Source organism: Hydrogenophaga sp. 2FB (genome assembly GCF_005503365.1).
GTDB lineage: Bacteria > Pseudomonadota > Gammaproteobacteria > Burkholderiales > Burkholderiaceae_C > Hydrogenophaga.
Window position 1 is genome coordinate 40,437 of sequence record NZ_SCML01000026.1, and the last position, 25,051, is coordinate 65,487.

The 25,051-nt window shown below is 64.3% G+C and carries 20 protein-coding genes; 15 read left to right on the forward strand and 5 right to left on the reverse strand.

All coding sequences use genetic code 11. From position 1 onward, the window contains the following. The first annotated feature begins 77 nt into the window (after window positions 1-77). Window positions 78-806 (forward strand): sulfite exporter TauE/SafE family protein, encoded by a 729-nt coding sequence (locus FFS09_RS16400; protein WP_137919971.1) that lies wholly within the window; start codon window positions 78-80, stop codon window positions 804-806. Here the strand turns inward: FFS09_RS16400 and FFS09_RS16405 are convergent. Next, window positions 803-1,711: a LysR substrate-binding domain-containing protein gene (locus FFS09_RS16405; RefSeq protein WP_137919972.1), complete on the reverse strand. Its 909-nt coding sequence runs from the start codon at window positions 1,709-1,711 to the stop codon at window positions 803-805. The two genes, FFS09_RS16400 and FFS09_RS16405, sit on opposite strands and share 4 nt — an antisense overlap. Before the next feature lie 81 nt (window positions 1,712-1,792). Here FFS09_RS16405 and phnA point away from each other — a divergent pair, with 81 nt between their 5' ends. The 5 genes from phnA (at window position 1,793) to FFS09_RS16430 (ending at window position 7,834) form a co-directional block, all read left to right on the forward strand. Beyond that, entirely contained in the window at window positions 1,793-3,016 is a 1,224-nt protein-coding gene (gene phnA, locus FFS09_RS16410) for a phosphonoacetate hydrolase (protein WP_137919973.1), read from the forward strand. Window positions 3,017-3,109: 93 nt separating this feature from the next. After that, the gene (locus FFS09_RS16415) at window positions 3,110-4,030 is read left to right on the forward strand and encodes a Bug family tripartite tricarboxylate transporter substrate binding protein (protein ID WP_252374395.1); all 921 of its coding nucleotides are present in this window, start codon (window positions 3,110-3,112) and stop codon (window positions 4,028-4,030) included. Window positions 4,031-4,049: 19 nt separating this feature from the next. Next, the gene (locus FFS09_RS16420) at window positions 4,050-5,732 is read left to right on the forward strand and encodes a Na/Pi cotransporter family protein (RefSeq protein ID WP_137919975.1); all 1,683 of its coding nucleotides are present in this window, start codon (window positions 4,050-4,052) and stop codon (window positions 5,730-5,732) included. A gap of 232 nt (window positions 5,733-5,964) precedes the next feature. Then, complete coding sequence (gene ychF / locus FFS09_RS16425) at window positions 5,965-7,056, forward strand: redox-regulated ATPase YchF (RefSeq protein ID WP_137919976.1); 1,092 nt, start codon at window positions 5,965-5,967, stop codon at window positions 7,054-7,056. A gap of 4 nt (window positions 7,057-7,060) precedes the next feature. Beyond that, entirely contained in the window at window positions 7,061-7,834 is a 774-nt protein-coding gene (locus tag FFS09_RS16430) for an RNA pseudouridine synthase (protein ID WP_137919977.1), read from the forward strand. Here the strand turns inward: FFS09_RS16430 and FFS09_RS16435 are convergent. Continuing rightward, window positions 7,807-8,985, reverse strand: a complete 1,179-nt coding sequence (locus tag FFS09_RS16435) for an MFS transporter (protein ID WP_137919978.1) — start codon at window positions 8,983-8,985, stop codon at window positions 7,807-7,809. The two genes, FFS09_RS16430 and FFS09_RS16435, sit on opposite strands and share 28 nt — an antisense overlap. After that, window positions 8,982-9,464: a YqaA family protein gene (locus tag FFS09_RS16440; protein WP_137919979.1), complete on the reverse strand. Its 483-nt coding sequence runs from the start codon at window positions 9,462-9,464 to the stop codon at window positions 8,982-8,984. The genes FFS09_RS16435 and FFS09_RS16440 overlap by 4 nt, the downstream gene beginning before the upstream one ends. A 174-nt stretch (window positions 9,465-9,638) precedes the next feature. Between FFS09_RS16440 and dusB the strand changes: the two genes are divergently transcribed. Genes dusB through purH form a run of 3 tightly spaced genes read left to right on the forward strand, consistent with a single transcriptional unit; the run spans window position 9,639 to window position 12,525 of the window. Then, window positions 9,639-10,676: a tRNA dihydrouridine synthase DusB gene (gene dusB / locus FFS09_RS16445; RefSeq protein WP_137919980.1), complete on the forward strand. Its 1,038-nt coding sequence runs from the start codon at window positions 9,639-9,641 to the stop codon at window positions 10,674-10,676. Then, window positions 10,673-10,912: a helix-turn-helix domain-containing protein gene (locus FFS09_RS16450; RefSeq protein WP_137919981.1), complete on the forward strand. Its 240-nt coding sequence runs from the start codon at window positions 10,673-10,675 to the stop codon at window positions 10,910-10,912. The genes dusB and FFS09_RS16450 overlap by 4 nt, the downstream gene beginning before the upstream one ends. A gap of 26 nt (window positions 10,913-10,938) precedes the next feature. After that, entirely contained in the window at window positions 10,939-12,525 is a 1,587-nt protein-coding gene (purH, locus tag FFS09_RS16455) for a bifunctional phosphoribosylaminoimidazolecarboxamide formyltransferase/IMP cyclohydrolase (RefSeq protein WP_137919982.1), read from the forward strand. Window positions 12,526-12,593: 68 nt separating this feature from the next. Here the strand turns inward: purH and hemL are convergent, their stop codons facing one another. Both hemL and thiD read right to left on the reverse strand, forming a co-directional pair. Then, window positions 12,594-13,901 carry a glutamate-1-semialdehyde 2,1-aminomutase gene (gene hemL / locus FFS09_RS16460; protein WP_137919983.1) on the reverse strand — a complete coding sequence of 436 codons (1,308 nt, stop codon included), beginning with the start codon at window positions 13,899-13,901 and terminating at the stop codon, window positions 12,594-12,596. A 13-nt stretch (window positions 13,902-13,914) separates the two neighbouring features. Then, complete coding sequence (thiD, locus tag FFS09_RS16465; protein ID WP_137919984.1) at window positions 13,915-14,856, reverse strand: bifunctional hydroxymethylpyrimidine kinase/phosphomethylpyrimidine kinase; 942 nt, start codon at window positions 14,854-14,856, stop codon at window positions 13,915-13,917. 163 nt (window positions 14,857-15,019) lie between these two features. Here thiD and FFS09_RS16470 point away from each other — a divergent pair, with 163 nt between their 5' ends. From FFS09_RS16470 to FFS09_RS16495, 6 genes are all read left to right on the forward strand, one after another. Next, window positions 15,020-15,193, forward strand: a complete 174-nt coding sequence (locus FFS09_RS16470; RefSeq protein WP_137919985.1) for a rubredoxin — start codon at window positions 15,020-15,022, stop codon at window positions 15,191-15,193. Window positions 15,194-15,287: 94 nt separating this feature from the next. After that, window positions 15,288-15,683 (forward strand): response regulator, encoded by a 396-nt coding sequence (locus FFS09_RS16475; protein ID WP_137919986.1) that lies wholly within the window; start codon window positions 15,288-15,290, stop codon window positions 15,681-15,683. Then, window positions 15,683-16,048 (forward strand): response regulator, encoded by a 366-nt coding sequence (locus FFS09_RS16480; RefSeq protein ID WP_137919987.1) that lies wholly within the window; start codon window positions 15,683-15,685, stop codon window positions 16,046-16,048. Before FFS09_RS16475 ends, FFS09_RS16480 begins: the two co-directional genes overlap by 1 nt. A 29-nt stretch (window positions 16,049-16,077) precedes the next feature. Beyond that, on the forward strand, window positions 16,078-16,617 hold the full coding sequence (locus tag FFS09_RS16485; RefSeq protein ID WP_137919988.1) for a chemotaxis protein CheW: 540 nt from the start codon (window positions 16,078-16,080) through the stop codon (window positions 16,615-16,617). A 64-nt stretch (window positions 16,618-16,681) separates the two neighbouring features. After that, window positions 16,682-18,934 carry a methyl-accepting chemotaxis protein gene (locus FFS09_RS16490; protein ID WP_137919989.1) on the forward strand — a complete coding sequence of 751 codons (2,253 nt, stop codon included), beginning with the start codon at window positions 16,682-16,684 and terminating at the stop codon, window positions 18,932-18,934. 44 nt (window positions 18,935-18,978) lie between these two features. Continuing rightward, a complete protein-coding gene (locus tag FFS09_RS16495; RefSeq protein WP_137919990.1) occupies window positions 18,979-25,020 on the forward strand; it encodes a hybrid sensor histidine kinase/response regulator in 6,042 nt (2,013 codons plus the stop codon). The last annotated feature ends 31 nt before the right edge of the window (window positions 25,021-25,051 follow it).

Sequence of the window (25,051 nt, forward strand, 5' to 3'; positions counted from 1 at the left end):
CCCGGGCACAAACACGGATAGGATGCTGCGCGGCCGTGAGCGATCGGCGGACCGAGTCCGCCACTTTTGAGACACCTATGGATTTCACGCTGGTACTTCTGCTCGGGCTGGTGGCCGGCACCGTCGGTGGCGTGGTCGGCTTTGGCACGTCCATCATGCTGATGCCCGCGCTCGTGCTGGTGTTCGGCCCGCGCGAGGCCGTGCCCATCATGGCGGTGGCGTCCATGATGGCGAATGCCTCGCGTGTGCTCGCCTGGTGGCGCGAGGTGGACTGGCGCGCGGTGGGCGTCTACAGCGCCACCGGCATGCCGGCCGCGGCGCTCGGCGCGGCGACGCTGCTGGTCTTGCCGGGCCGCACCGTGGAAGCGGTGATCGGCGGTTTCTTCGTCGCCATGATTCCGCTGCGCCGGTGGATGGCCCGCCACGCCCTGAGGCTGCGGCTCTGGCACCTGGCGCTGGTGGGTGCGGCCATTGGCTTCCTGACCGGCATCGTTGTCAGCACCGGCCCCATCAACGCGCCGTTTTTTCTCGCCTATGGCCTGGTCAAAGGCGCTTACCTCGGGACCGAGGCGATGGGCTCACTGGCCGTCTATGCCGCCAAAACGTGGATGTTTGGCAGCCTGGGAGCGCTGCCCTGGGCGTCCGTGGTCAAGGGCTTGATCATCGGGACGTCGTTGATGGCCGGCGCGTTCATCGCGAAGCGCCACGTGCGCCGACTGGATCCCGAGCGGTTCAGGCTGCTCATGGATGGCCTGTTGCTGGTGGCGGGCGGCACCATGATCTGGGCCGCCGTGACCGGCCATTAGGCGACCACCGTCTGCTGCTCGGCGCGTGCGCCCGCCGCATGCAGCCACGCGAGAAATTCGCGCAGATGCTTGGGTTTGTCGGAGTCCCGCGGCACCAGCACAAAGTAGGCGCTGCCCTGCACCTGCCATTGAGGGAAGGGCGTGACCAGCCGACCAAGTTCCACGTCGGTCGCCAGCGTCGGGAAGGTGCCGATACCGAACCCCATGCCGTCGACCACGGCCTGCAGCGTCACGAAGAAGTGGTCGAAGCGCAGGATCTGCATCGGGCGCAAATCCGCGCAGCCGGCCGCGCTGAGCCAGTTTTCCCAGTCGCCCGGTCGCGATTCGGTGGAGAGCAGCACGGCCTTCTCCAACTGCCGCGGCGCCTTCAAGGCGCGGCCCTTGAGCAACTGCGCGCTGGCGATGACGGTGGTGCTCTCGGTGAACAGCGGCGCCACCTCGAACTGCGTCTGGTCGCCCGGCGCGCGGCGAATCGCCACATCGAAGCTGCCCTTGAGCACGGGATCGTTGCTGAACGCGGTGGAAATGCGCACCTCCGTCGCCGGGTGGCGCGCGCGAAATTCCGCCAGCTGCGGTATCAGCCAGCGCATCGCCAGCGTGGCGGGCGCGTTGATGCGGATGACTTTGCTGGCGGCGTTCTTGCCGTAGCGCCGTGAGGCGTCGCTGATGTGGTCGAACGCCGCGCTGATCTCGCGTGCGAAGGCTTTGGCGTGCCCGGTCGCCACCATGCGTTGCCCCTCCTTGCGGAACAGGGGTTGTCCCAGCGACTGCTCCAGCAGCTGGATCTGACGGCTCACGGCGCCATGGGTCAGGTTCAGTTCCTTCGCGGCCTCGGTGTAGCTGCCGGCGCGTGCCGTCACTTCGAAGATGCGCAAGGCGTTCAGGGGCGGGAGCTGGTGGGGCATGGTGATGAGTGAGTTTTTATCACGCGAGGTCGATTATTTGTCGATGGTGTCAGATTATTTATCTGAATAAGCTTTGATCCCATGAACACCGCACACATCACCGTCAACAAGCGCTCCTACAACACCTCCGGCAAGCCGACCGTCATCGTCTGTATCGACGGCTGCGAGCAGGAGTACATCAACCAGGCCATCCAGGCGGGACGAGCGCCCTTTTTTGCCAGGCTGGCCCAGGGCGGCTCCGTGCTGTCGGGCGACTGCGTGATGCCGTCCTTCACCAACCCGAACAACCTGTCCATCGTCACCGGCGCGCCCCCCAGCGTGCACGGCATCTGCGGCAACTATTTCTTCGACCCGGAGCAGAACGCCGAGGTGCTGATGAACGATGCGCGCTACCTCCGCGCGCCGACCATCCTGGCGCAGTTTGCGAAGGCGGGCGGGAAGGTGGCGGTGGTCACGGCCAAGGACAAACTGCGCAGCCTGCTGGGCCACGAGCTCAAGGGCATCTGCTTCTCCGCGGAAAAGGCCGACCAGACCACCCTGGCGGACAACGGCATCGAGGACGTGCTGGTGAAGGTCGGTCTGCCCTTGCCGTCGGTGTACAGCGCGGACCTCTCGGAGTTCGTGTTCGCGGCCGGCGTGATGCTGCTGCGCACCGAACGGCCAGACCTCATGTACCTGTCGACCACCGACTACGTGCAGCACAAGTTCGCACCCGGTACCGAAGGCGCGAACAGCTTCTACGCCATGATGGACCGCTACCTGCAGGAGCTGGACGATCTCGGTGCCGTGATCGGCATCACCGCGGACCACGGCATGAACGCCAAGAGCGATGCCTTGGGCAAGCCGAACATCGTGTTCCTGCAGGACGTTCTGGACAGCACCGCCGGCCTGGGCCAGGCGCGGGTGCTGCTGCCGATCACCGACCCGTATGTGGTGCACCACGGTGCCCTGGGTTCGTACGCCACGGTCTATGTGTCAACCCCGGCGGACATCCCCGCGGTCACGGCACGGCTGCTGCAGATTCCCGAGGTGGAACACGTGCTGGACCGTGCCACCGCCGCCGCCCAATTTGAACTGCCGCCCGATCGCATCGGGGACCTGGTGGTGCTGAGCCACAGGCTGTCCGTTCTGGGCACCTCCAGCACCCAACACGACTTGTCGGGACTGACCGTTCCTCTGCGCTCGCACGGCGGGCTGTCGGAGCAACGCGTACCCCTTCTCTTCAACCGCGTTCTGAGGGACGTGCCGCAACGGCGGCTGCGGAACTTTGACGTGATGGACCTGGCGCTGAACCACGCTGCCTAGGCACTGGCAACCGTTTCGATTCACATTTCAATAAAGGAGACAGTCCCCATGAAGAGCTGGAAGCTAAGAGGTGTTTTGGTGTGCGTTGGGCTCTTGGCAGCGGGATCCGCCGCCGCGCAGCCGTACCCGGCCAAACCGGTCCGGATCGTCGTAGGGTTCGCCGCCGGCGGGTCGACCGACAAGCTCGCCCGCGTGCTCGCCATGCGCATGACCGACATCCTGGGCCAGTCGGTGATCGTGGACAACCGGCCCGGCGCCGCCGGCAACCTGGCCGCGGAGCTTGTGGCGACTTCGCCTGCGGATGGATACACCGTCTTCATGGCGACACTCAGCAGCCAGGCGATCAATCCGCACTTGTACAAGCTCAAGTTCGACCCGATCAAGTCGTTCGAGCCGATCGCACTGGTGGCCAAATACCCGTTGCTGCTCGTCGTACCGCCGCAGTTGCGCATCAACTCGGTGCCCGAACTCATCGCCCATGCAAAGGCCAATCCGGGGACGTTTTACGCTTCGTCGGGCAATGGCTCGCCGGCGCATCTGGCTGGGGAAATCTTCAAGGGCACTGCCGGTGTGGACGTCCAGCACATCCCTTACAAAGGGGGTGGCCCGGCCATGCTGGCGTTGATGGCCAACGAGGCGCAGTTCGGCTTCGAAACCATTCCAAGCGCCATCGGTTACGCCCGCGGCGGCAAGCTCAAAGGCCTGGCCGTGACGTCCGACCGGCGTTCCACCGCGTCACCCGACCTGCCGACGATGCAGGAAGCCGGCCTGAAGGACTTTTCGGTGACGTCATGGGCGGGTCTTCTCGCGCCCGCCGGCACACCGAAATCGGTGATCGATCGTCTCACGCAGGCGACGCAAGCCGCCATCGGCAGCCCGGCCGTTGCCACCGCGCTGGCCAGCGATGGCGCGGAGCCCGGCAGCGGTGGCGGCGCCGATTTCAAGCGCTTCATGAACGACGAGCTCCAGACCTGGGGCAAGGTGGTGCGCGCGTCGGGAGCGAAGGTCGACTGAGTTTGCGATCGCTGCCACCATGCATCATCTGTTGAATCTCCTGGCAGCGATTGCACTGCTCGTCTGGTCCACCCATCTTGTTCGCACCGGCATCCTGCGGGTGTTCGGCGCGAACCTGCGGCACATCCTGGCGCGCAGCATCAGCAACCGCTACACCGCCGCCATCTCCGGTCTGGGCGTCACGGCGCTGGTGCAGTCGAGCACGGCCACCGCGCTCATCGCCTCGTCCTTCGTCGGACAGGGTCTGCTGACCCTGCCGTTGGCCCTCGCCGTGATGCTGGGCGCCGACATCGGCACCAGTCTGATGACGGTGGTGTTCTCGTTTGACCTGTCCTGGCTATCGCCGCTGCTCATTCTGGCGGGCGTGGTCATGTTCATTTCGCGCCAACAAAGCGCCGCCGGGCGCGTCGGCCGGGTGCTGATCGGACTGGGGCTGATGTTGCTGGCGCTGCGCCTGGTGTCGGCATCGACCGCGGTGCTGACCCAGTCGCCCGTGGTCAAGGCCTTGCTCTTTTCCATCAACAGCGACCTGCTGCTGGAGATCACGGTGGGTGCGGCACTGGCTCTGATGGCCTATTCCAGCCTGGCCATCGTCCTGCTGACGGCCACCCTCGCCGCGTCCGGCGTGGTGCCGCCGGAAATGGCCCTGGGCCTGGTGCTGGGTGCCAACCTGGGCAGCGGCTTGCTGGCCGTGGTGACCACGGCGCGCTCGGCCATCGACGTGCGCCAGGTGCCGCTGGGCAACCTTATCTTCAAGGTGCTGGGCGTGCTGCTGGCCGCGCCGCTGGCGGGGCTGTGGTTGCGCAGCGTGCGGCCCTATGTGGCCGACCCGGCAACGCTGGTGGTGCTGTTCCACCTGAGCTTCAACATCGCCGTGGCCATCCTGTTCATCGGCCTCACGCAGGTTGTGGCGCGCTGGGTCGAGCGGCTGCTGCCCAAGCCCGAGAAGAACCTGGTGGCCGGCCGTCCGCACCACCTGGACCCTTCCGCGCTGGCCACACCCTCGCTGGCGATCTCCTGCGCGGCGCGCGAGGCGTTGCACCAGGCCGATGTGGTCGAGACCATGATGGTCGGCATGCTGGCCGTGATCAAGAGCGACGACCTGCGCCTGGCCGAGGAACTGCGCAAGCTCGACGACTCGGTGGACGAGCTGTACTCGGCCATCAAGTACTACCTGACGAAGATCTCGCGCGAGGCGCTGGCCGAGGAGGAAAGCCGGCGCTGGACCGACATCATCAGCTTCACCATCAACATGGAGCAGATCGGCGACATCGTCGAGCGTGTGCTGCTGGACATCGAGGACAAGAAGATCAAGATGGGCCGCCATTTTTCGGACGCCGGCATGGCCGAGATCTGCGAGCTGCACGCCCGGCTCATCGACAACCTGCGCCTGGGCATGAGCGTGTTCCTCAACGGCAACGTGCGCGACGCGCAGAAGCTGCTGGAGGAAAAGGCGCGGTTCCGCGACCTGGAGCGTGCTTACGCCACCAGCCACCTCGTGCGGTTGACGGACAACACGGTGCAGAGCATCGAGACCAGCTCGCTGCACATCGACCTCATCAGCGACCTGAAGCGGATCAATTCGCACATCTGTTCGATCGCCTATCCGATCCTGGATTCCGCGGGTGCGTTGGCGCCGAACCGGCTGCGGATGAGCGAGGGGCTGTTAGCAGGACGGTCGCGCGCCGAGATTGCCGCCTGAGCGCGCCTTGGGCCTGCGCGCGGATGGCCTGGCGAGGCCGACATTCGCCGGTCAGTACAATTGGCTCCCGTTTCCCCCAGGCAAAAAAGAGGACCACGTCCTCGAAGAATCGCGGTGTCGCCATCCCGGTTCGCTCAATTGCTGGCCATCTGCCGCGAGCGCAATTCGGGCACCTCCACCACACCGGTGTGGGCCCAATGGTGCAGAGGGGGTTGATTTACAAGGAATTTCCATGAGCCTCCAATGCGGCATCGTGGGCCTGCCCAACGTCGGCAAGTCCACCCTTTTCAACGCGCTGACCAAGGCCGGCATCGCGGCCGAGAACTACCCGTTCTGCACCATCGAGCCCAACACCGGCGTGGTGGAGGTGCCCGATCCGCGCCTGCAGCAACTGGCCCAGATCGTGGAGCCCGAGCGCGTCGTGCCGGCCATCGTGGAGTTTGTGGACATCGCCGGCCTGGTGGCCGGTGCCAGCACCGGTGAAGGCCTGGGCAACAAGTTCCTCGCGCACATCCGCGAGACCGACGCCATCGTCAACGTGGTGCGCTGCTTCGAAGACGACAACGTCATCCACGTGGCCAACAAGATCGACCCGATTGCCGACATCGAAGTCATCCAGACCGAGCTCTGCCTGGCCGACCTGGCCGCGGTGGAGAAGGCGCTGCACCGCGTGAACAAGACCGCGCGTTCGGGCGACAAGGAATCGATCAAGCAGGTGGCCATTCTGGAGAAGTGCCAGGCCGCGCTCAACGACACCCAGCCCGTGCGCACCATCGATTTCAGCAAGGAAGAGCAGGCCCAGCTCAAGCAGTTCTTCCTGATCACCGCCAAGCCCGCGATGTTCGTGGCCAACGTGTCGGAAGACGGCTTCGAGAACAACCCGCTGCTGGACCGCCTGAAGGAATTCGCAGCGAAGCAGAACGCGCCCGTGGTCGCCATCTGCGCCAAGATCGAGGCCGAACTCTCCGAGATGGACGACGCCGACCGCCTCGAATTCCTCAAGGAACTGGGGCAGGACGAGCCGGGCCTGAACCGCCTGATCCGCGCAGCCTACCAACTGCTCGGCCTGCAGACCTACTTCACCGCTGGCGTGAAGGAAGTGCGCGCCTGGACCATCCATGTCGGCGACACCGGCCCGCAAGCTGCCGGTGTGATCCACACCGACTTCGAAAAAGGCTACATCCGCGCCCAGACCATCGGCTTCGACGACTACATCGCCTTTAAGGGCGAGCAGGGCGCGAAGGACGCGGGCAAGATGCGCGCCGAAGGCAAGGACTACGTCGTCAAGGACGGCGACGTGATGAACTTCCTGTTCAGCAGCTGACCCGATGAGCGAATCCGGCCGGCCCGAACCCCAACGCCTGGCCAAACGCCTGGCGGCGCAGCTGCCGTGTTCGCGCAGCGACGCCGAAAACTACATCGCCGGTGGCTGGGTGCGGGTGGACGGCGTGGTCGTGGAAGAGCCCATGGAACGGGTGCGCGACGACCAGACGGTGCTGCTGGACCCGAAGGCCAAGCTGGAGCCGCTGGCGTCGATAACGCTGATCTGGCACAAACCGGCCAACCGGGTGCTGCCCGACGAGCCGCTGCTGCCGGACGCCTTGGCCGCCAAGTGGTTCACCAACGCCAACCGCTTCAAAGGCGACCGCTCGGGCGTGCGCCCGCTCAAGGCGCACCTGCACAAGCTGTTGCCGGTGGCGCCGCTGGGCACCAAGGCCAGCGGCCTCATGGTGTTCACGCAAAACCCGAGCGTGGCCCGCAAGATGACCGACGACGCGGGGCAACTGGAGCACGAGTGGCTGGCCGACGTGGCGGCCGATCCCGAACTGGAAGACGATGCCCGGCGCGACGCCGTGCTCAAGTCCTTGGGCAAGGCCCTGTTCTTTGACGGCTGGGCCGTGCCTTCCGCGCGCGCCAGTTGGCAGAGCGAGCTGCGCTTGCGCCTGGCCATCAAGGGCAACCAACCCGGCCAGGTGGCGCACCTGTGCGAACGCGCCGGTCTGAACCTCACGGCCTTGCGCCGCCTGCGGCTGGGCCGCATTTCCTTGGCCGGGCTGCCGGTGGGCGAGTGGCGCTACTTGCTGCCCCACGAGCGCTTCTGAAGCCGCGCCGCCCACACGCTCACGGCCATCGCGGCCAGCAGGACCACAAATCCCACCTCGTGCAGCCGCAGCATGCCGCCCTGGGCGATCATCACGCCACCGAGTGCCGCACCCAGGGCCTGCCCGCCGTAGATGGCCGACGAGTTGAGCGCCACCGTGGCCGAGGCCAACTCGGGTGACATGTGCACCACCCGGGCCTGTTGGGCCGAGTTGCTGGAGAAACAGCCCAGCGCCCAGGGGATGACCACGAACGCCTGGGCCCAGAAGCCATGGCGCCCCAGCGGCCACAGGAGCAGGCTCAGGGCCATGCAGCCCAGCGTGATCAACACCGCGTTGGCGGCGCCGATGCGGTCGATGTAGCGCGTCACGGCGACGTTGCCCACCAGACCAAAAACGCCAAACCACAGCAGCATCAGCGACAGGGCGGTGCCACCCCCGCCAATGACCTGCGCGACATACGGCGCGAAATAGGCGAACAGCGTGAACTGCCCGAAGGCCGAGAGCAGCGTCACGGCGACCGCGACCATCAGCGACCCCGAACCCAAAGTGCGACCCCAGGATGCGCGCGACAGCGCCGCCGGCCGGATGCCGTCGGGCATCTCGCGCCACACCCAGGCGCCGCTGAGGAACGACATCAGGGCCACCAGCCCGAAGGCCCAGCGCCAGCCCAGTTCGCCGCTGATCCACGCCGCCAACGGCATGCCCATCACCGACGCCACCGACCAACCCAGGAAGACGAAGGTGATGGCGCGTCCCCGCTGCGCCGGGCCGACCAGCAGGCCCACGCTGGCCGCGGCCTGCGGCGTGAAGATCGCGGGTGAAACGACGGCCAGCACGCGCAGCGGCAGCAAGACCTCGTAGTGGGGCGCCCATGCGCAGGCGGCGGTGAGCACGCCGTACCAGACCAGCGAAAGCGCGAGCAGGCGCCGGCGGTCCCAACCCGCGACCAGGCCGGCGAACACTGGCGCGCCCACGCCCATCAGGATGGCCGCGGCGGTGATGAGCTGGCCGGCCTGGGGGATCGACACACCCAGGGACACACTGATGTCGTTGAGCGTGCCGGGCACCACCATCACGCCGGTGCCGATCACGAAGTTGCCGACCATCAGCGCCCAGAGCGAGCGCGGCAGTCCTTGATCGTGGGGCTTCATGGGTGCAGGGCGCCGGGGAAGAACCACAGTAGCGCCGCCGTCATGGTGAGGTAGCGGGCGAACTTGCCGATCGCCATGTACAGCAGGCAGGGCCAGAAGGGGAACTTCATCCAGCCCGCCACGGCGCACAGCGGGTCGCCCACCACCGGCAGCCAGGACATCAGGCAGGCTTTGGGGCCAAAGCGCTCCAGCCATTTCAGTGCCCGCAGGTCGACGTGGGTGCCACGCGCGCGGTCGACCGCCTTGTGTGTGCCCAGGCCCATGAGCCAGCTCACCGCACCGCCCAAGGTGTTGCCCGCCGTGGCCACCAGGATGGTCGGCCAGAACAGCTCGGGGCTGAGCTTGATGAGGCCGAACACCGCGGGCTCCGATCCCAGGGGCAGCAGCGTGGCCGACACAAACGCCACCACGAACACCGTGCTCAACCCGAATTCGGGCAAAGCGAGCAATTGCATCAGGTGGGTGAGCCAGGGGTGCATGTGGAATGAAAGGGGGTCGGCCCGCGCCGACGCGAGAGAAGATGGACAGACGGTTGAAAAAAGGGCCGGGCATATTGCCTGCTGAAAAAACAGGCAGATACAATCGCGTTCCTTCGCCCCCACCGCCATCGGTGGCGCGGCCATCAACCGCTCGACACCCATTCTCCCACCGCCATGCAACTCGGGGCCTTCACCTTGCCCAATGCCCTGTTTGTCGCGCCCATGGCGGGTGTGACGGACCGGCCATTTCGCAAACTGTGCAAGCGCCTCGGGGCGGGCTACGCGGTGAGCGAGATGGTGACCTCGCGGCCCGACCTGCGCGACAGCCTGAAGACCTCGCGCCGCGCCAACCACGAAGGCGAAGCCGCGCCCATCTCGGTGCAGATCGCGGGCACCGACGCGCAGATGATGGCCGACGCCGCGCGCTACAACATCGACCGCGGTGCGCAGATCATCGACATCAACATGGGCTGCCCGGCCAAGAAGGTGTGCAACAAATGGGCCGGCTCGGCGCTGATGCAGGACGAGGCCCTGGCCATCGAGATCGTGCAAGCCGTGGTGGCGGCGTGTGAACCGCACCGGGTGCCGGTCACGCTCAAGATGCGCACCGGCTGGTGCGCCCAGGTGCGCAACGCACCCGCGCTGGCGCTGGCCGCGGAAGCGGCTGGCGTGCAGATGCTCACCGTGCACGGCCGCACGCGCGAACAAGGCTACAAAGGCCAGGCCGAACACGACACCGTCGCCCACATCAAGAGCCGCGTGCGCATTCCCGTGGTGGCCAATGGCGACATCAACAGTCCCGAGCAGGCGCGCGACGTGCTGAAGGCCACGGGTGCAGACGCGATCATGATCGGCCGCGCGGCGCAGGGACGCCCCTGGATCTTCCGGGAAGTCGCCCATTTCCTGGCCACGGGTGAGCACCTGCCACCGCCCGCGCTGAGCGAAGTCCGGGCCTGGCTGCTCGACCACCTGCACGACCACTACGACCTGTACGGCGAAGACACCGGCGTGCGCAGCGCGCGCAAACACCTGGGCTGGTACGCGCAATCGCTGCCACTGCCGCCCGGCGCCGCCGCGCTGTTCCGCTCGCGCGTGAACGCCATCACCACGGTGGAAGCGCAATTGCGCTGCGTGAGCGACAGCCTGGACGAGTGGTCCACCGATATGACAAACGCAACAACAACAAGCGAACCCTGGGAACTGGCCGCATGAAACAACAGAACACCTTGCACGACTGTGTGCGTGCCAGCATGGAAGACTTTTTCCGCGACCTCGATGGCACCGATCCGGCCAACCTGCACGACATGCTCGTCAAGGCGGTGGAAAAGCCCTTGCTCGAAGTCGTGATGGAGCAGGCGCAGAACAACCAGTCGCGCGCCGCGCAGTGGTTGGGGTTGAACCGCAACACCTTGCGCAAGAAATTGCTCGAACACAAGCTCATCGATTGAATTCAAAACCTCCTCAAGACCTTCTCATGCGCGCACTCATTTCTGTCTCCGACAAGACCGGCATCGTCGAACTCGCTCAAGCCCTGCACGGCCTCGGCGTGGCACTCATCTCCACCGGCGGCACCGCCAAGCTGCTGGCCGACAAAGGCCTGCCCGTCACCGAAGTGGCCGAAGTCACGGGCTTTCCCGAGATGCTCGACGGCCGCGTGAAGACGCTGCATCCCAAGGTGCACGGCGGCCTGCTTGCGCGCCGCGATCTGCCCGAGCACGTGGCCGCTCTCAAGACCCACGGCATCGACACCATCGACCTGCTGATCGTCAACCTCTACCCCTTCGAAGCCACGGTGGCCAAGGCCGGCTGCACGCTGGAAGACGCGATCGAGAACATCGACATCGGCGGCCCTGCCATGGTGCGCAGCGCGGCGAAGAACTGGAAAGACGTGGCGGTGTTGACCGACGCAGCCCAGTACGCCGGTGTGATCGACGAACTCAAGACCAGCGGCAAACTCTCCGACAAGACGCGTTTTGCGCTGTCGGTGGCCGCGTTCAACCGCATCAGCAACTACGACGCCGCCATCAGCGACTACCTCTCGAGCATCACCTTCGAAGAGGGCGCGAGCGTGCCGCAGCGCACGATGTTTGCCGCGCAGAGCAACGGCCGCTTCGTCAAGCTGCAAGACCTGCGCTACGGTGAGAACCCCCACCAGAGCGCAGCCTTCTACCGCGACCTGTACCCAGCGCCCGGTTCGCTGGTGAGCGGGAAGCAGTTGCAAGGCAAGGAGCTGAGCTACAACAACATCGCCGACGCCGATGCGGCGTGGGAATGCGTCAAGAGCTTCGATGCGCCTGCGTGCGTGATCGTCAAGCACGCCAACCCTTGCGGCGTGGCCGTGGGCAAGGACCCGCTCGAGGCCTACAGCAAGGCCTTCCAGACCGATCCCACCAGCGCCTTCGGCGGCATCATCGCGCTCAACCGAACGCTCGATGGCGCGGGCGCGCTGGCGATCAGCAAACAGTTCGTTGAAGTGCTGATGGCGCCGGGCTACACGGCCGAAGCGCTGGAGGTGTTCAAGGCCAAGGCCAATGTGCGCGTGCTGCAGATCGACCTGCCGCCCGGGGGCCCCACGCCATGGGACCAAGGCCTCAACTTCATGGACGTCAAACGCGTGGGGTCCGGGCTGTTGATGCAGACCGCCGACAACCACGTGCTCCAGCGCGCCGATCTGAAAGTCGTGAGCAAGCTGCAGCCGACCGAACAGCAGATTGAAGACCTGCTGTTCGCCTGGAAAGTGGCGAAGTACGTGAAGTCCAACGCCATCGTGTTCTGCAAGGACGGCATGACCATGGGCGTGGGCGCCGGTCAGATGAGCCGCCTGGACTCGGCGCGCATCGCCAGCATCAAGGCCGGTCACGCCAAGCTGACGCTGCAAGGCACCGCCGTCGCCAGCGATGCCTTCTTCCCGTTCCGCGATGGGTTGGACGTGGTGGTCGACGCGGGTGCGACCTGCGTGATCCAGCCCGGTGGCTCGATGCGCGATCAGGAAGTCATCGACGCGGCCGACGAGCGTGGTGTGGTGATGGTGACTTCGGGCGTTCGCCACTTCCGGCACTGAACGGCGCTGCCCCATGAAAAATGGCCGGTGATTCACCGGCCATTTTTCTTTGCGGTCGAGATGCGCGTTCAGCGACCCAACTGCTTGAAGATTTCACGCGCCGCAGCAACCGTTTCTTCGATGTCGTTCGCCGTGTGCGCCGCGCTCACGAACCCGGCCTCGTACAAGGCCGGGGCGATATAGACGCCGCGATCGAGCAGACCATGGAACAGCGTGTTGAAGCGCGGACCATCGGTGGTCATCACCTTGGCGTAGTTCTGCGGCAACTCGTCAAACAGGAAGAAACCGAACATGCCGCCTTCGCTATCGCCGCTGAGGGGCACGCCCTCGGCCGCGGCGGCAGACTTCAGGCCGTCAACAAGCGAACGCGTGGTGGCCGAGAGCGCCTCGTAGAACCCCGGCTTCCTGATTTCGCGCAAGGTCGCCAGGCCGCAGGCCGTGGCCACGGGATTGCCCGACAGGGTGCCGGCCTGGTACACACCACCCAGCGGGGCCAGTTGCTCCATCACCGCGCGCTTGGCGCCGAACGCGGCCAGCGGCATGCCGCCGCCAATCACCTTGCCCATCACCGTCATGTCGGGCTCGAAGCCCGGGATGAGTTTCGCGTACACGCTCTGCGCGCTGCCGAGCGCCACGCGGAAACCCGTCATCACCTCGTCAAAGGCGAGCAGTGCGCCGTGCTGCGTGCACAGCTCGCGGCAGCGCTTCATGAAAGGCACGCCGGCGCGCACGAAGTTCATGTTGCCCGCGATCGGTTCGATGATCAGGCAGGCGACGTCGGCGCCATGCTCGGCGAACGCGGCTTCCAGCTGTTCGATGTTGTTGTACTCCAGCACCAGCGTGTGCTGCACCACCTCGGGTGGCACGCCGGCGCTGGTCGGGTTGCCGAACGTGGCCAGTCCCGAACCCGCCTTCACCAGCAGCGCGTCCGCATGGCCGTGGTAGCAGCCCTCGAACTTGATGATCTTCTTGCGCCCGGTGGCGCCGCGCGCCAGGCGGATCGTGCTCATGCCCGCCTCGGTGCCCGAGCTGACCAGCCGCACCATGTCGATGCTGGGCACGAGTTCGATGATGGCCTCGGCCAGCTCCACTTCACGCTCGGTCGGTGCGCCGTACGAGAAACCTTCGAGCACGGCTTTCTGCACCGCTTCCACCACGGCCGGATGGCCATGGCCCAGGATCATCGGACCCCAGGATCCGATGTAGTCGATGTAACGCTTGCCATTGGCATCCCAGAAGTAAGCCCCTTGCGCGCGCTGCACGAAACGGGGCGTGCCGCCCACGGCACGGAATGCGCGAACGGGCGAGTTCACGCCGCCGGGAATCAGCGCCTTGGCGCGGTCGAAGAGTTGCTGGTTGCGGTCGGTCGTGGTCATGGGGCGCTGAGCGTCAGTGTCGTGTGGTGTCCAGAGGGAAATCGTCTGCGTCGAGCGTGCTGTCGGTCGCCGTTTCGGTCAGCGGCGCATCTTCGCCATCGTCCTCGTCGTGCGCCCAGAAAAGCCGATCGGGCACGGCGTGGCCCATGCCAGGCTGGAAGCCGGCATCCAGGCACTGGTCCAGATAGGTCAGCGCCTCGGCGCAGGCCGACTGCAGGTCGCTGCCGCCTGCGATCAGGGCACACAGGGCGGCGGACAGCGTGTCGCCCGCACCAGAGAAAGTGGCTTCGAAGCGCTCGTAGCGGGCTGTGGCGAGCACCGTTTCGGGTGTGGTCAGGTGGCTTTCCAGGTACTGGTCGGCGGCATTGAAGCCGGTGACCAACGTGTAGGGCACGCCGTGCACGGCCGCGGCGCGCGCCACCTCGCGCGGGCTTGGGGGGCGGTCCCCTTCCCACTCGGGCAGCAGCCAGCGAGACAGGGTGCTGTGGTTGCCAACCAGCACGGTGGTCTGCGGCAGCAGCAACTCGACGCACGCGTCCAGGTAAGTCTCGATCGCCAGTTCGTCCCACCACGACAAGTCCGGCATGTAGGTGATCACCGGCACATCGGAATAGTCGGTGGTGATCTCCGCGATGGCGCTCAGGTTTTCAGGGCTGCCCACGAAGCCGACCTTGAAGGCCAACACCGGCATGTCTTCGAGCGCGCATCGGGCCTGATCGGCCACCGCCTCTTCGTCGAACGCGATGTGATCGTGAATGTCCGACGTATCGCGCACATAAGCCCCCGTCACGACCGCCAGCACATGGGCCGAGGCACTCGACATGGCCGTGATGTCCGCGCTCAACCCGCCCGCGCCACTGGGGTCGCTGGCGTTGAAGGTCATCACGCAGGGAAGAGAGTTTTCGCCAGGACTTTCGACCGGGGTGCGCACGGAGGATTCGGGTGTATCGGGCATGGAGGTCGATGGAGAAAGGGGTGGCGCAACGGTCGCTTGAACGAGGGTGGACGCGCGAGTGTGGCGGTGTCGACAGCCGGTGCCACTGGCTTGCGGAGCGGCGCAGCGTGGCACAGAGGGCTCGATACAATGGTTGCATTCTAAGACAATGCCCCCTATAACTATGAGCGAACCCAAGACTTGGATGTGCCTGATTTGCGGCTGGATTTACGACGAAGCCGAGGGTGCTCCTGATCATGGCGTCGCAGCAGGAACGCCCTGGGCCGAAGTGCCGATGAACTGGACCTGCCCCGAGTGCGGCGCCCGCAAGGAAGACTTCGAGATGGTGCAGATCTGATCTGAACAGGTGCATCTGGTCTCGTTGCGAATCCGCCCCCCGCTCTCGCAAATTTTGCATCCCTGGCCCGCCTACCTTCTGGAGCAAGTGAACCGTGAGCACAACGCCTGCACTCAAAGTCCTGGTGGTCGATGACAGCAATACCATTCGCCGCAGCGCCGAGATCTTCCTCAAGCAGGGCGGGCACGAAGTGCTTCTGGCAGATGACGGGTTCGATGCGCTTGCCAAGATCAACGACTATCAGCCTGATCTGGTGTTTTGCGACATCCTCATGCCACGACTCGATGGCTACCAGACCTGCGCGATCATCAAGCGCAACGCCCGATTTGCGAATATTCCTGTGGTCATGCTGTCATCCAAGGATGGCGTTTTCGACAAAGCCCGTGGCCGTATGGTGGGCTCACAGGACTACCTCACCAAACCCTTCACCAAAGACCAGCTTCTGCATGCCGTGCAGCAGTTTGGCGCCAACCTCACTGGAGCCGTGTGATGCCCATCCGCAAAATTCTCGTCGTTGACGATTCGAAAACCGAGCTGATGGTTTTGTCCGATCTTTTGAGCAAAAACGGCTACATCGTTGGCACCGCCGAGAATTCGGACGAGGCCTTTCGTCGGCTTGGTGAGGAAAAGCCCGACTTGATCCTCATGGACGTCGTGATGCCCGGTCAGAATGGATTCCAGTTGACGCGTGCCATCACGCGCGACCCTCAGTTTTCGAGCATCCCCATCATCATGTGCACAAGCAAGAACCTGGAGACCGACCGAGTTTGGGGTATGCGCCAAGGTGCTCGTGATTACGTCACCAAGCCGGTGGACGCGGAAGAACTCCTGTCAAAAATTCGCGCGCTGGGATAAACGCAGTACACGAACCCAACCCACCGAGCATGGCCAAGCGTCAATCACTCAAGGAGCTCCAGGAACGATTGGCGCAGCGTTTGACGGCCGCCAAGACGGAGGCCGTCACGGCGACCTGGCTTGCGGTAGAAGCCAATGGCCGGCGCTACCTTCTCCCCTTGGTGCAATCGGGTGAGATTTTCCCCTGGTCTCCGGTGCAGCGCGTGCCGTACACCAAGCCCTGGTATGCCGGCGTTGCCGGCTTGCGCGGTGGTCTGCACGGTGTGATCGATCTGGCGTGTCTGGTGGAATCCACCGCCGCATGGGCTGCGACGTCCTCCGTTGACCGAATTACTTCCGAATCGCGCCTGATCAGTTTGCATGCCGCGTTGAGCGTCAATGCGGTGATCTGGATCGATCGTTTGTTGGGCTTGCGCAACCTCTCGATGTTTGCCTCCGCCGGTGCCAATCCTGTGGACGCCCCCTCTTATTTCACCCGCACGCTGGTGGACCTGCAAGGCCAGGTGTGGCAAGAGTTGGATTTGCAATCGCTCGTGGCTGAGCCTGAATTTCTGGCGATTGCAGCCTGACGGTTGAGCCCGCGGACCCCACGAGGTCCTTTTGTCATTCTGTTTTCAGTTGGAAGGTTATTACATGGCCATGCTTGATCGATTCCAGGGATTCTTCAAAAAGAATGCCGGAGACGAACCCGACCTCTCCAACGCAACCGACCAAGAAGTGGCCGAACTCGCCGCCGCCAGGCTGAAGCTCAATCCCGCCGCGGATGGCGGCGCGGGCAATGCGATGGTGGACGACCGCGAAGACGGTGCCGAGCAGGCCGGAATTGTGTCGCTGCCCTTGCTGGGGCGGCGTCGTGCAGATCAGCACCAGCGCACGTTGGCCGTGTTGCTCGCCGCCGGTCTGGTGGTGCTGGGCGCAGTGACCTTCTTTGTCCTGAGTCAAACCGAAAAAGTCGGGCAACAGGTGGCGGCCAGTGGTCAGGCGCTGATGCAGTCTCAACGTTTGGCAAAGAGTGTTTCTCAGGCGCTGATTGGCAGTCCGGCCGCGTTTCCCGAAGTGAAAGACAGTTCGGACGTGATGGCTCGAACGTTGCGGGGTTTGAAGCAAGGCGACACGGAGTTGTCGCTCCGCGCACTGGGCGATGACTACGCCGGCCAGCTGGATGAGCTCTTGCCCAAGATCGATCTGGCTGAACGCAATGCTTCGGCAGTGCTGGCCCAGCAGAGCATCCTGACCCAGGTGGGCAATGCCTTGCGCACCATCAACCGCCAGTCGTCGGATTTGCTGGAAGTCGCCGAAACCATTTCCTCGTTGAAGCTCCAGCAGAATGCCCCTCCCGCTGAAATCTCCGCGGCAGGCCAACTCGTGATGTTGACGCAGCGCATCGGCAAATCGGCCAACGAATTCCTGACCATGGAGGGGGTGAGCCCCGAGGCGGTGTTCTTGTTGGGTAAGGACTTGAACACGTTCAAGGAAATCTCCGAAGGTTTGCTTAACGGCAGCGAGGAATTGCGCCTTGCGCCAGCGCGTGACCCGCAGATTCGTGATCGCCTGAGTGCTCTGCTGAAGCTGTACGAGGCCACCCGTGTCGAATCCAGCGCGATTCTGGGCAATTTGCAGGGGCTGGTGGCTGCTCGTGAAGCACAGACCGGCATCATCGCCGATAGCGAACCGCTGCGCCTTGGTCTGGAAAAACTGCAAAGCGACCTGTCGTCACGTTCCGGCCTGGGCGGTGGAGAGTTTCTGGCGCTGTTGTTCTCCGCCGTGTTCGCTCTGCTGTGCGCGGCAGGCTTGGCCTATGTGCAGTTGCAAGACAGTCGCCAACGTCAGTTGACGGCTGAATCTCAGCGGCTCAACGCGGAGGCCCAGGAACAGGATGCCAAACGTGTCAACGATGCGAACCAGGCCGCCATTCTCCGGTTGATGAACGAACTCCAGACAGTGGCCGAAGGCGATCTGACCCAGGAGGCCACGGTGACGGAGGACATCACCGGCGCCATCGCCGACTCGGTGAACTACACGGTTGAGGAACTGCGCTCGCTGGTGGGCAACGTGCAGGCCACGGCAACGCGTGTGGCGCAAACGACGTCCGCGGTGGAAAACACGTCTACCGAACTGTTGGCCGCTTCCACAGAGCAGTTGCGCGAAATTCGCGAAACCGGCCAGTCGGTGTTGGACATGGCGCAGCGCATCAACGAGGTGTCCGGTCAAGCGCAAGAATCAGCGACGGTGGCGCGTGCTTCTCTGCAGGCCGCCGAATCCGGTTTGCAGGCAGTGCAGGACACCATCGGGGGCATGAACGCGATCCGAGACCAGATCCAGGAAACGTCCAAACGCATCAAACGACTGGGTGAATCGTCGCAGGAGATTGGTGAAATCACGGAACTGATTTCGGACATTACCGAACAGACCAACGTGCTGGCGCTCAACGCCGCCATTCAAGCGGCATCCGCCGGTGAAGCTGGTCGTGGCTTTTCGGTGGTGGCGGAAGAAGTGCAACGGTTGGCCGAGCGTTCCGCCGACGCCACGCGCCAGATCGCGGCGCTGGTGAAGGCCATTCAAACCGACACACAGGATGCGGTGGCCGCCATGGAGCGTTCAACGCAGGGCGTGGTCGAAGGAGCCAAGCTGTCAGACAACGCAGGTACTGCGCTGTCGGAGATTGACCGCGTTTCGCGTCGACTTGCCGAGCTGATCGAACAGATCTCCAGCGCCACCTCCCGGGAAGCCGATTCGGCCAACGAGGTGGCCGGCAACATTCAACACATCTTCGCGGTGACGGAGCAGACCGGTGAAGGTACGCGCTCGACCGCGCAGCAGGTGCGTGAGCTTTCTGCCATGGCCGAGGAACTTCGTCAGTCGGTGGCCCGATTCAAGATCGCGTAACACCGGCCCGTGCCTGTCCGTCTGTGTAAACCCACTGGAAGAACATGTTCGACACCGTCACCGACACCGACAGCCTGAACGTGGATACGCCGGTTGCCGATCTTGGCCCGCTGGCGTGGGTCTTTGAGGAGTTGCGCAAGTCGCTGGATGGCGCCAACAAGGCCGTCAAACGTTTTGTGCGAGAGACCGAGCAATCGCGTAACAACGATCTCGAGGCGGTGGACCCAGGCTCTCTGCGGTTGGCGCGCCAACAATTGCACCAGGCCGTGGGCGCTCTTGAGATGGTGGGGCTGGGCGGGCCCGCGCAAGTGCTGCGCGCGATGGAAGCGGCGGTTCAGCGCTTCGTGCAACGGCCCAACACCTGCACGGAAGAGGCGGCCAGCAAGGTTGAGCGGGCCAGTTTTGCGCTGATCGAATACCTCGAAGCTGTGCTGAACAACAAGCCGATGCAACCGGTGGCGCTGTTCTCTCAATACCGTGACGTGCAGGAATTGGCTGCTGCGGAGCGCACTCATCCCGCCGATCTCTGGACTTTCGAACACCGTGGGGTGGAGCTGGCTGCTGCGCCTGGGGTTACTCCATTGCAATGCAATGCTGCGATCCGTTCGCTGTTCGATCGCCTGGTGTTGCTCGTGGTCAAAACCCAAAGTGTGGCGGCGGCCAGCCAGTTGGCGAAGCTCAGTGCGGGGTTGTCGGCGGGCACCGAAGATCCGCGCGCACGTACTTTCTGGCGCGTGTCCGCAGGCTACTTTGAGGCCGTTGCGCATCTTTTGGTGCCGGCGGACGTTTATGTCAAGCGCGCCACATCGCGCATCCTCCTGCAGTTCGCCAACCTGGCGCAGGGCAAGCCCCAGGTGTCAGAGACCTTGCTGCACGACCTGCTGTTCTTTTGTGCGCAGCCCGTCAGCGTATCGGCAGCCACAACCCCTCAACTGGCTGCGGTGCGTGCCGCGTTTGGTTTGGGCAAGCTGCCGTCGGTGGACTACCAGCAGGCCACGCTGGGGCGCTATGACCCGGCGATCCTCGCACAAGCCCGCAAGCGAATTCATGCTGCCAAGGAGGCGTGGTCCCTGTACTCCGGTGGGGATAACAGCCGTGCTCGACAGGTGGTAGACCAATTCAGCTTGATCGGGGACTCTCTGCTCAAGCTGCATCCAGCCAGTACGGTGCTGGCCCAGGCATTGATCAAGGCGGCCGATCAGGCCGTGCAAGAAGCGAGCGGTGCAGTGCGCCCTGAGCTCGCCATGGAAGTCGCCACCACCACGTTGTACCTTGAGGCCGCCTTCGAAGATTTCGACCCCAGTGCTCCCGAGTTCACCGAGCGCACGCTGGCCTTGGCCGAACGGCTTGAGGCCGTGTTGGCGGGGCAACCGGCGCGGCCACTGGACGCCTGGATGGAGCAACTCTATCGCCGGGTGAGCGACCGCCAGACCATGGGCAGTGTGGTCGGCGAGATCAAGGTGTCCTTGGGCGAGGTCGAAAAATCGCTCGACCAGTTCTTCCGCAACCCACAGGAAAAGGCGGGTTTGCATCTGGCGGTGTCCCAACTGGCACAGATGCGCGGCGTGCTCTCCGTGCTGGGGCTTGAACAGGCGGTGCAGACGGTTGTGCGCATGCGCACCACGGTCGAGCAAATCCTCGACACGGAAGTCGACGAAGCGATGGCCCGCGAAGCGGGCACGTTCCAGCAACTGGGCAACAACCTCAGTGCGATGAGTTTTCTGGTGGACATGCTCAACTACCAGCCCGCACTGGCGAAGAAGCTGTTCGTATTTGACGAAGCGAAGGGCGAATTGCTCCCGCTGATGGGACGTGTTGCGAGCGCGGAACCCTTGCACCAACCGTCGCGCGACGAGGCGCAAGCCATCAGCGAAGGCGTCCAGCGCGTGGTCGAGGGTGTTCAGGGTGGCCTCAGCTTGGTCGATCTGAGCGAGCAGTTGGACTCGTTGGCCGATCAGGCCTCGCTGGCCGAACAATCCGGGGTGGCTCGCGCAGCCCGCGAGGCGGCCGAGGCTGTCGTCAATGACCATGCGGCGGTGGGTGCGCAGGCGCTGGTCGGTTTGTCGGAAACGTCCAACAACGCTCGTGTTGTGGAGCCCGTCGCTCCGACCGAGGAAGACAACGACGAAGACGATCTGCTCGATATCTTTCTTGAGGAAGCCCGCGAGGTTGTTGGCAATGGCCTGGATGCGGTGTCGCATTTGCAGGCCCAACCCAGCGATCTCGAACACCTCACCACTTTGCGGCGTGCTTTTCACACGCTCAAGGGCAGTTCGCGCATGGTGGGTCTGGACGAGTTTGGTGAAGCCGCCTGGGCGATGGAGCAGTTGCTCAACACCGTGTTGGCCGAACAGCGTCCCGCGAGCCAGCCGCTGTTGACCTTGGCCGCTGAGGCGATGAACGAATTTGCGCGGTGGGTTGACGAGATCTCTGCACGTGGCCCCACATCGCGGCGCTCGCAGCCCTTCCGCGCCAGCGCCGAGGCGCTGCGTGACCATGGCCAATACCTTCCCTTGGCGCAGGTGGCGCCTGAGGTCGAGGCACCCGTGTCGAGTGAAGCGCATGCGCTTCAAGACGCGCCAACAGAGCTGACGGTCGTCGAAACGGCGTCGGATGAAGTGGCCGATGCTGCACCGGTTGTCGACAACAGCGGTATCGCGACGACCTCTGAGATGGACGCCGTGCCCTCGGACACGCCGCAGCCGTTGCTGGACGACACCGTGGCACCGGAACAGGCCGCCATGCTGGCCGACATCGATTTCGGTAGCCTTGAGGCGTTGTCGTCGAACGAACCCGTCGCCGCGAGTACCGCACCGATCGAAGCGACCGAGCTTGTCGAAGTTGTTGAGCTCGCACCAACGGGAGCCAAGACGGTTGTGGGCGACGACATCGACGCGCCTGAGCCGACGCCTGAACCTGAACCTGAACCTGAACCTGAACCTGAACCTGAACCTGAACCTGAACCTGAACCTGAACCTGAACCTGAACCTGAACCTGAACCTGAACCTGAACCTGAACCTGAACTGGTGGCGGAATCGGCATTCGACGCCATGCATGACGAGCAGACCCGTGTCATCGGGCCGCTGCGCATCGCCTTGAAGCTCTACAACGTCTACCTCAACGAGGCAGATGAATGGTCGCGCCGATTGAATACGGTATTGACCGAATGGTCGCTGGAACGCCACGAGCAGGTGCCCGATCAGGCTGAGGCCTTGGCGCACTCGCTGGCAGGCAGTTCTGCAACGGTGGGTTTCGAATCCCTGTCCGAGATTTCCCGCGGGCTTGAGCATGCTCTGGAGTCGGTTGGCTCGCGCCAGCGTTTGGGCCAGCCTGCCGCGGCCCAGCACGCGCAGCTTTTTGTCGATGCATCCGAGGACATTCGCCGTTTGCTGCATCAGTTCGCGGCTGGCTTTCTCAAGGAAGCCAATTCCGATCTGGTGGCTGCGCTGTACCGCGTGGTGCACGATCCACAACCAGAATCGGTCGCAGGCGAGGGCGGTGCAGAGCTTCAAGAAGACGTGGTTCAGGCGGAGGTGACGCCGGCGTTCGAGCCAACGCCCGAGCCCGATGCAACCCCCGATGAGGTTGTCTCGCCCGCTCTTTCTCTCACGGGCTTCGAAGCGCCTGCACCGGTCGAGCATGTGGTTACCTTCACCCCGCCACACGCGGACACCACACGCGTGCACGAACGGGTGCAGGACATTGACGACGACATCGACGTGTTCGACACGATCGACGTTGACCTGTTCCCTATTTTTGCCGAAGAAGCGCAGGAACTGATGCCGCAGCTGGGTAGCGCGCTGCGCCAATGGGTTGCGCGCCCGGAGAATTCCAGTGCCCGTGCGGAGGTGCTGCGCAACCTGCACACGCTCAAGGGCAGTGCTCGCCTTGCCGGTGCCTTGCGACTGGGTGAGTTGGCGCATCGCATGGAGACGACGGCCGAGCGCCTGGGTACTGACGTGCAACGCAGCACGGATATCGAACCGCTGCAAGTCGAGTTCGACGCGATCACCGCCCGTTTCGAACAACTGCGAAATGCCGATGGGCGGGTGGAAGACATCGTGCAAGTCGCACCCGAGCACGTGCCGCCGGGCGCTGGAGAACTGCCGTCGCAAGCAGCGGACGCGGTGCCATCTTCCTCCGCCGAAATCGCACCCACGGTTGCTGAGGGCAGTTTGGCGAGCGTGCGCATGCCGGCCGTGCCCTCGGCCGCTTTTGCGCGCGCCGGCGCTGCGGTGCGTGTGCGCCCCGAGCTGCTCGATCGCCTGGTCAACCAGACCGGTGAGGTGATGATCACGCGTGCGCGCATGGAGTCCGAACTCGTGACCTTGCGCGGTTCGCTCAAGGACCTCACAGGCAACCTGGACCGTCTGCGTGGCCAACTGCGCGATATCGAGCTGCAGGCCGAAACCCAGATGCAATCGCGCTTGGCGCAGGCCCGCGACGCCGATCAGTCGTTCGATCCGCTCGAATTCGACCGTTTCACGCGGGTGCAGGAGCTCACGCGCATGATGGCCGAGTCGGTCAACGACGTGGCCACTGTGCAGCGCAACCTGCAACGCGCGGTGGAATCCACCGAGGACAGCTTGGTCGCCCAAGCGCGCCAGACACGTGAGCTGCAGCGCGATTTGCTGCGCACGCGCATGGTGGAGTTCGAAGGTATTTCCGAGCGCCTGTACCGCGTGGTGCGGCAGGTGTCCAAGGAAACGGGCAAACAGGTGCGCCTGGACATCACCGGGACCATCGAAATGGACCGTGGCGTGCTGGACCGCATGACCGGTGCCTTCGAGCATTTGTTGCGCAACAGTGTGGTCCATGGCATTGAAGCGCCGGACAAGCGTCTGGCACTGGGCAAGCCCGCGGAAGGTCAGATCGAAATCGTGCTGGGTCATGAGCTGAACGACGTGTCTATCGTGTTCACCGACGATGGTGGTGGCCTGGACCTGGTGCGTTTGCGTGAGAAAGCGCTTGCGCAAGGATTGACGCAACCCGGCGTGCATCTGAGCGATGAAGAGGCCGCGCAGCTGGTCTTCGAGGCCGGGCTGAGCACGGCGCGAGAAGTGTCGGAACTCGCGGGTCGTGGCATTGGCATGGACGTGGTGCGCAACGACGTGGTGGCGCTGGGTGGTCGGATCGAAACCGCCACGCAGGCCGGCAAGGGCAGCAGCTTCAAGCTGGTGCTGCCGCTGACCACCGCCGTCACGCAAGTGGTGATGCTGCGCGCCGGTTCGTTCACGATGGGGGTGCCTTCCAACCTGGTGGAGGTGGTGCGGCGTCTGAGCACTGACGACCTGACCAAGGCGTATGCCAGTGGCCACCTCAACGTGGCCGGGGAAGACGTGCCGTTCTATTGGGCCGGTGCACTGCTGCAGTCTTCCGCGCACTCGAACGAAGGTCAGGGCAAGACGCATCCGGTTGTGATCTTCCGAAGCGCGGCCCAGCGTGTGGCCATGCATGTGGACGAAGTGCTGGGCAACCAGGAAGTCGTGGTGAAAAACCTTGGGCCACAGCTCTCGCGGCTGCCAGGTCTGGCCGGGATGTCGATGCTGGCTTCGGGCGCCGTCGCGCTGATCTACAACCCCGTGGCGCTGGCCGCGGTGTACGGCGCGCTGGTGCCCACCTGGTTGGCGGGCCAACAGCGTGTGGCACCCGTTCAAACTGTGGCTGGCGATGTGCAGTCCGCGCTGGAAGTGAATGCGGTGCCATTGGTGCTGGTGGTCGACGACTCGATCACCGTGCGCCGCGTGACGCAGCGCTTGCTGCAACGGGAAGGCTACCGCGTGACGCTCGCGGCCGACGGATTGCAGGCGCTGGAGAAGCTGCTGTCGGAACGGCCGACGGTGGTGTTGTCCGACATCGAGATGCCGCGCATGGACGGTTTCGATCTGGTGCGCAACATCCGCAACGATCCACGGTTGTCCGACTTGCCGGTGATCATGATCACCTCGCGCATTGCGGAGAAACACCGCGAGCACGCACGCGAGCTGGGTGTGGACCACTACCTGGGCAAGCCCTACTCGGAAGACGAGTTGCTGGCTCTGATCGGTCACTACGCCAAGGCCGCCGCAGCCGCCATCGAGGCCTGATGCACCGCCCAACGATGGCGACCCGCGTCGC

Coding starts and splice junctions, on each gene's coding strand:
- FFS09_RS16400 (WP_137919971.1), top strand. CDS start 78: ATGGATTTCACGCTGGTACTTCTGCTCGGGCTGGTGGCCGGCACCGTC.
- FFS09_RS16420 (WP_137919975.1), top strand. CDS start 4,050: ATGCATCATCTGTTGAATCTCCTGGCAGCGATTGCACTGCTCGTCTGG.
- FFS09_RS16495 (WP_137919990.1), top strand. CDS start 18,979: ATGTTCGACACCGTCACCGACACCGACAGCCTGAACGTGGATACGCCG.
- hemL (WP_137919983.1), bottom strand. CDS start 13,901: ATGACCACGACCGACCGCAACCAGCAACTCTTCGACCGCGCCAAGGCG.
- ychF (WP_137919976.1), top strand. CDS start 5,965: ATGAGCCTCCAATGCGGCATCGTGGGCCTGCCCAACGTCGGCAAGTCC.
- FFS09_RS16470 (WP_137919985.1), top strand. CDS start 15,020: ATGAGCGAACCCAAGACTTGGATGTGCCTGATTTGCGGCTGGATTTAC.
- FFS09_RS16405 (WP_137919972.1), bottom strand. CDS start 1,711: ATGCCCCACCAGCTCCCGCCCCTGAACGCCTTGCGCATCTTCGAAGTG.
- FFS09_RS16485 (WP_137919988.1), top strand. CDS start 16,078: ATGGCCAAGCGTCAATCACTCAAGGAGCTCCAGGAACGATTGGCGCAG.
- FFS09_RS16435 (WP_137919978.1), bottom strand. CDS start 8,985: ATGAAGCCCCACGATCAAGGACTGCCGCGCTCGCTCTGGGCGCTGATG.
- FFS09_RS16480 (WP_137919987.1), top strand. CDS start 15,683: ATGCCCATCCGCAAAATTCTCGTCGTTGACGATTCGAAAACCGAGCTG.
- thiD (WP_137919984.1), bottom strand. CDS start 14,856: ATGCCCGATACACCCGAATCCTCCGTGCGCACCCCGGTCGAAAGTCCT.
- FFS09_RS16430 (WP_137919977.1), top strand. CDS start 7,061: ATGAGCGAATCCGGCCGGCCCGAACCCCAACGCCTGGCCAAACGCCTG.
- phnA (WP_137919973.1), top strand. CDS start 1,793: ATGAACACCGCACACATCACCGTCAACAAGCGCTCCTACAACACCTCC.
- FFS09_RS16440 (WP_137919979.1), bottom strand. CDS start 9,464: ATGCACCCCTGGCTCACCCACCTGATGCAATTGCTCGCTTTGCCCGAA.
- dusB (WP_137919980.1), top strand. CDS start 9,639: ATGCAACTCGGGGCCTTCACCTTGCCCAATGCCCTGTTTGTCGCGCCC.
- purH (WP_137919982.1), top strand. CDS start 10,939: ATGCGCGCACTCATTTCTGTCTCCGACAAGACCGGCATCGTCGAACTC.
- FFS09_RS16490 (WP_137919989.1), top strand. CDS start 16,682: ATGGCCATGCTTGATCGATTCCAGGGATTCTTCAAAAAGAATGCCGGA.
- FFS09_RS16450 (WP_137919981.1), top strand. CDS start 10,673: ATGAAACAACAGAACACCTTGCACGACTGTGTGCGTGCCAGCATGGAA.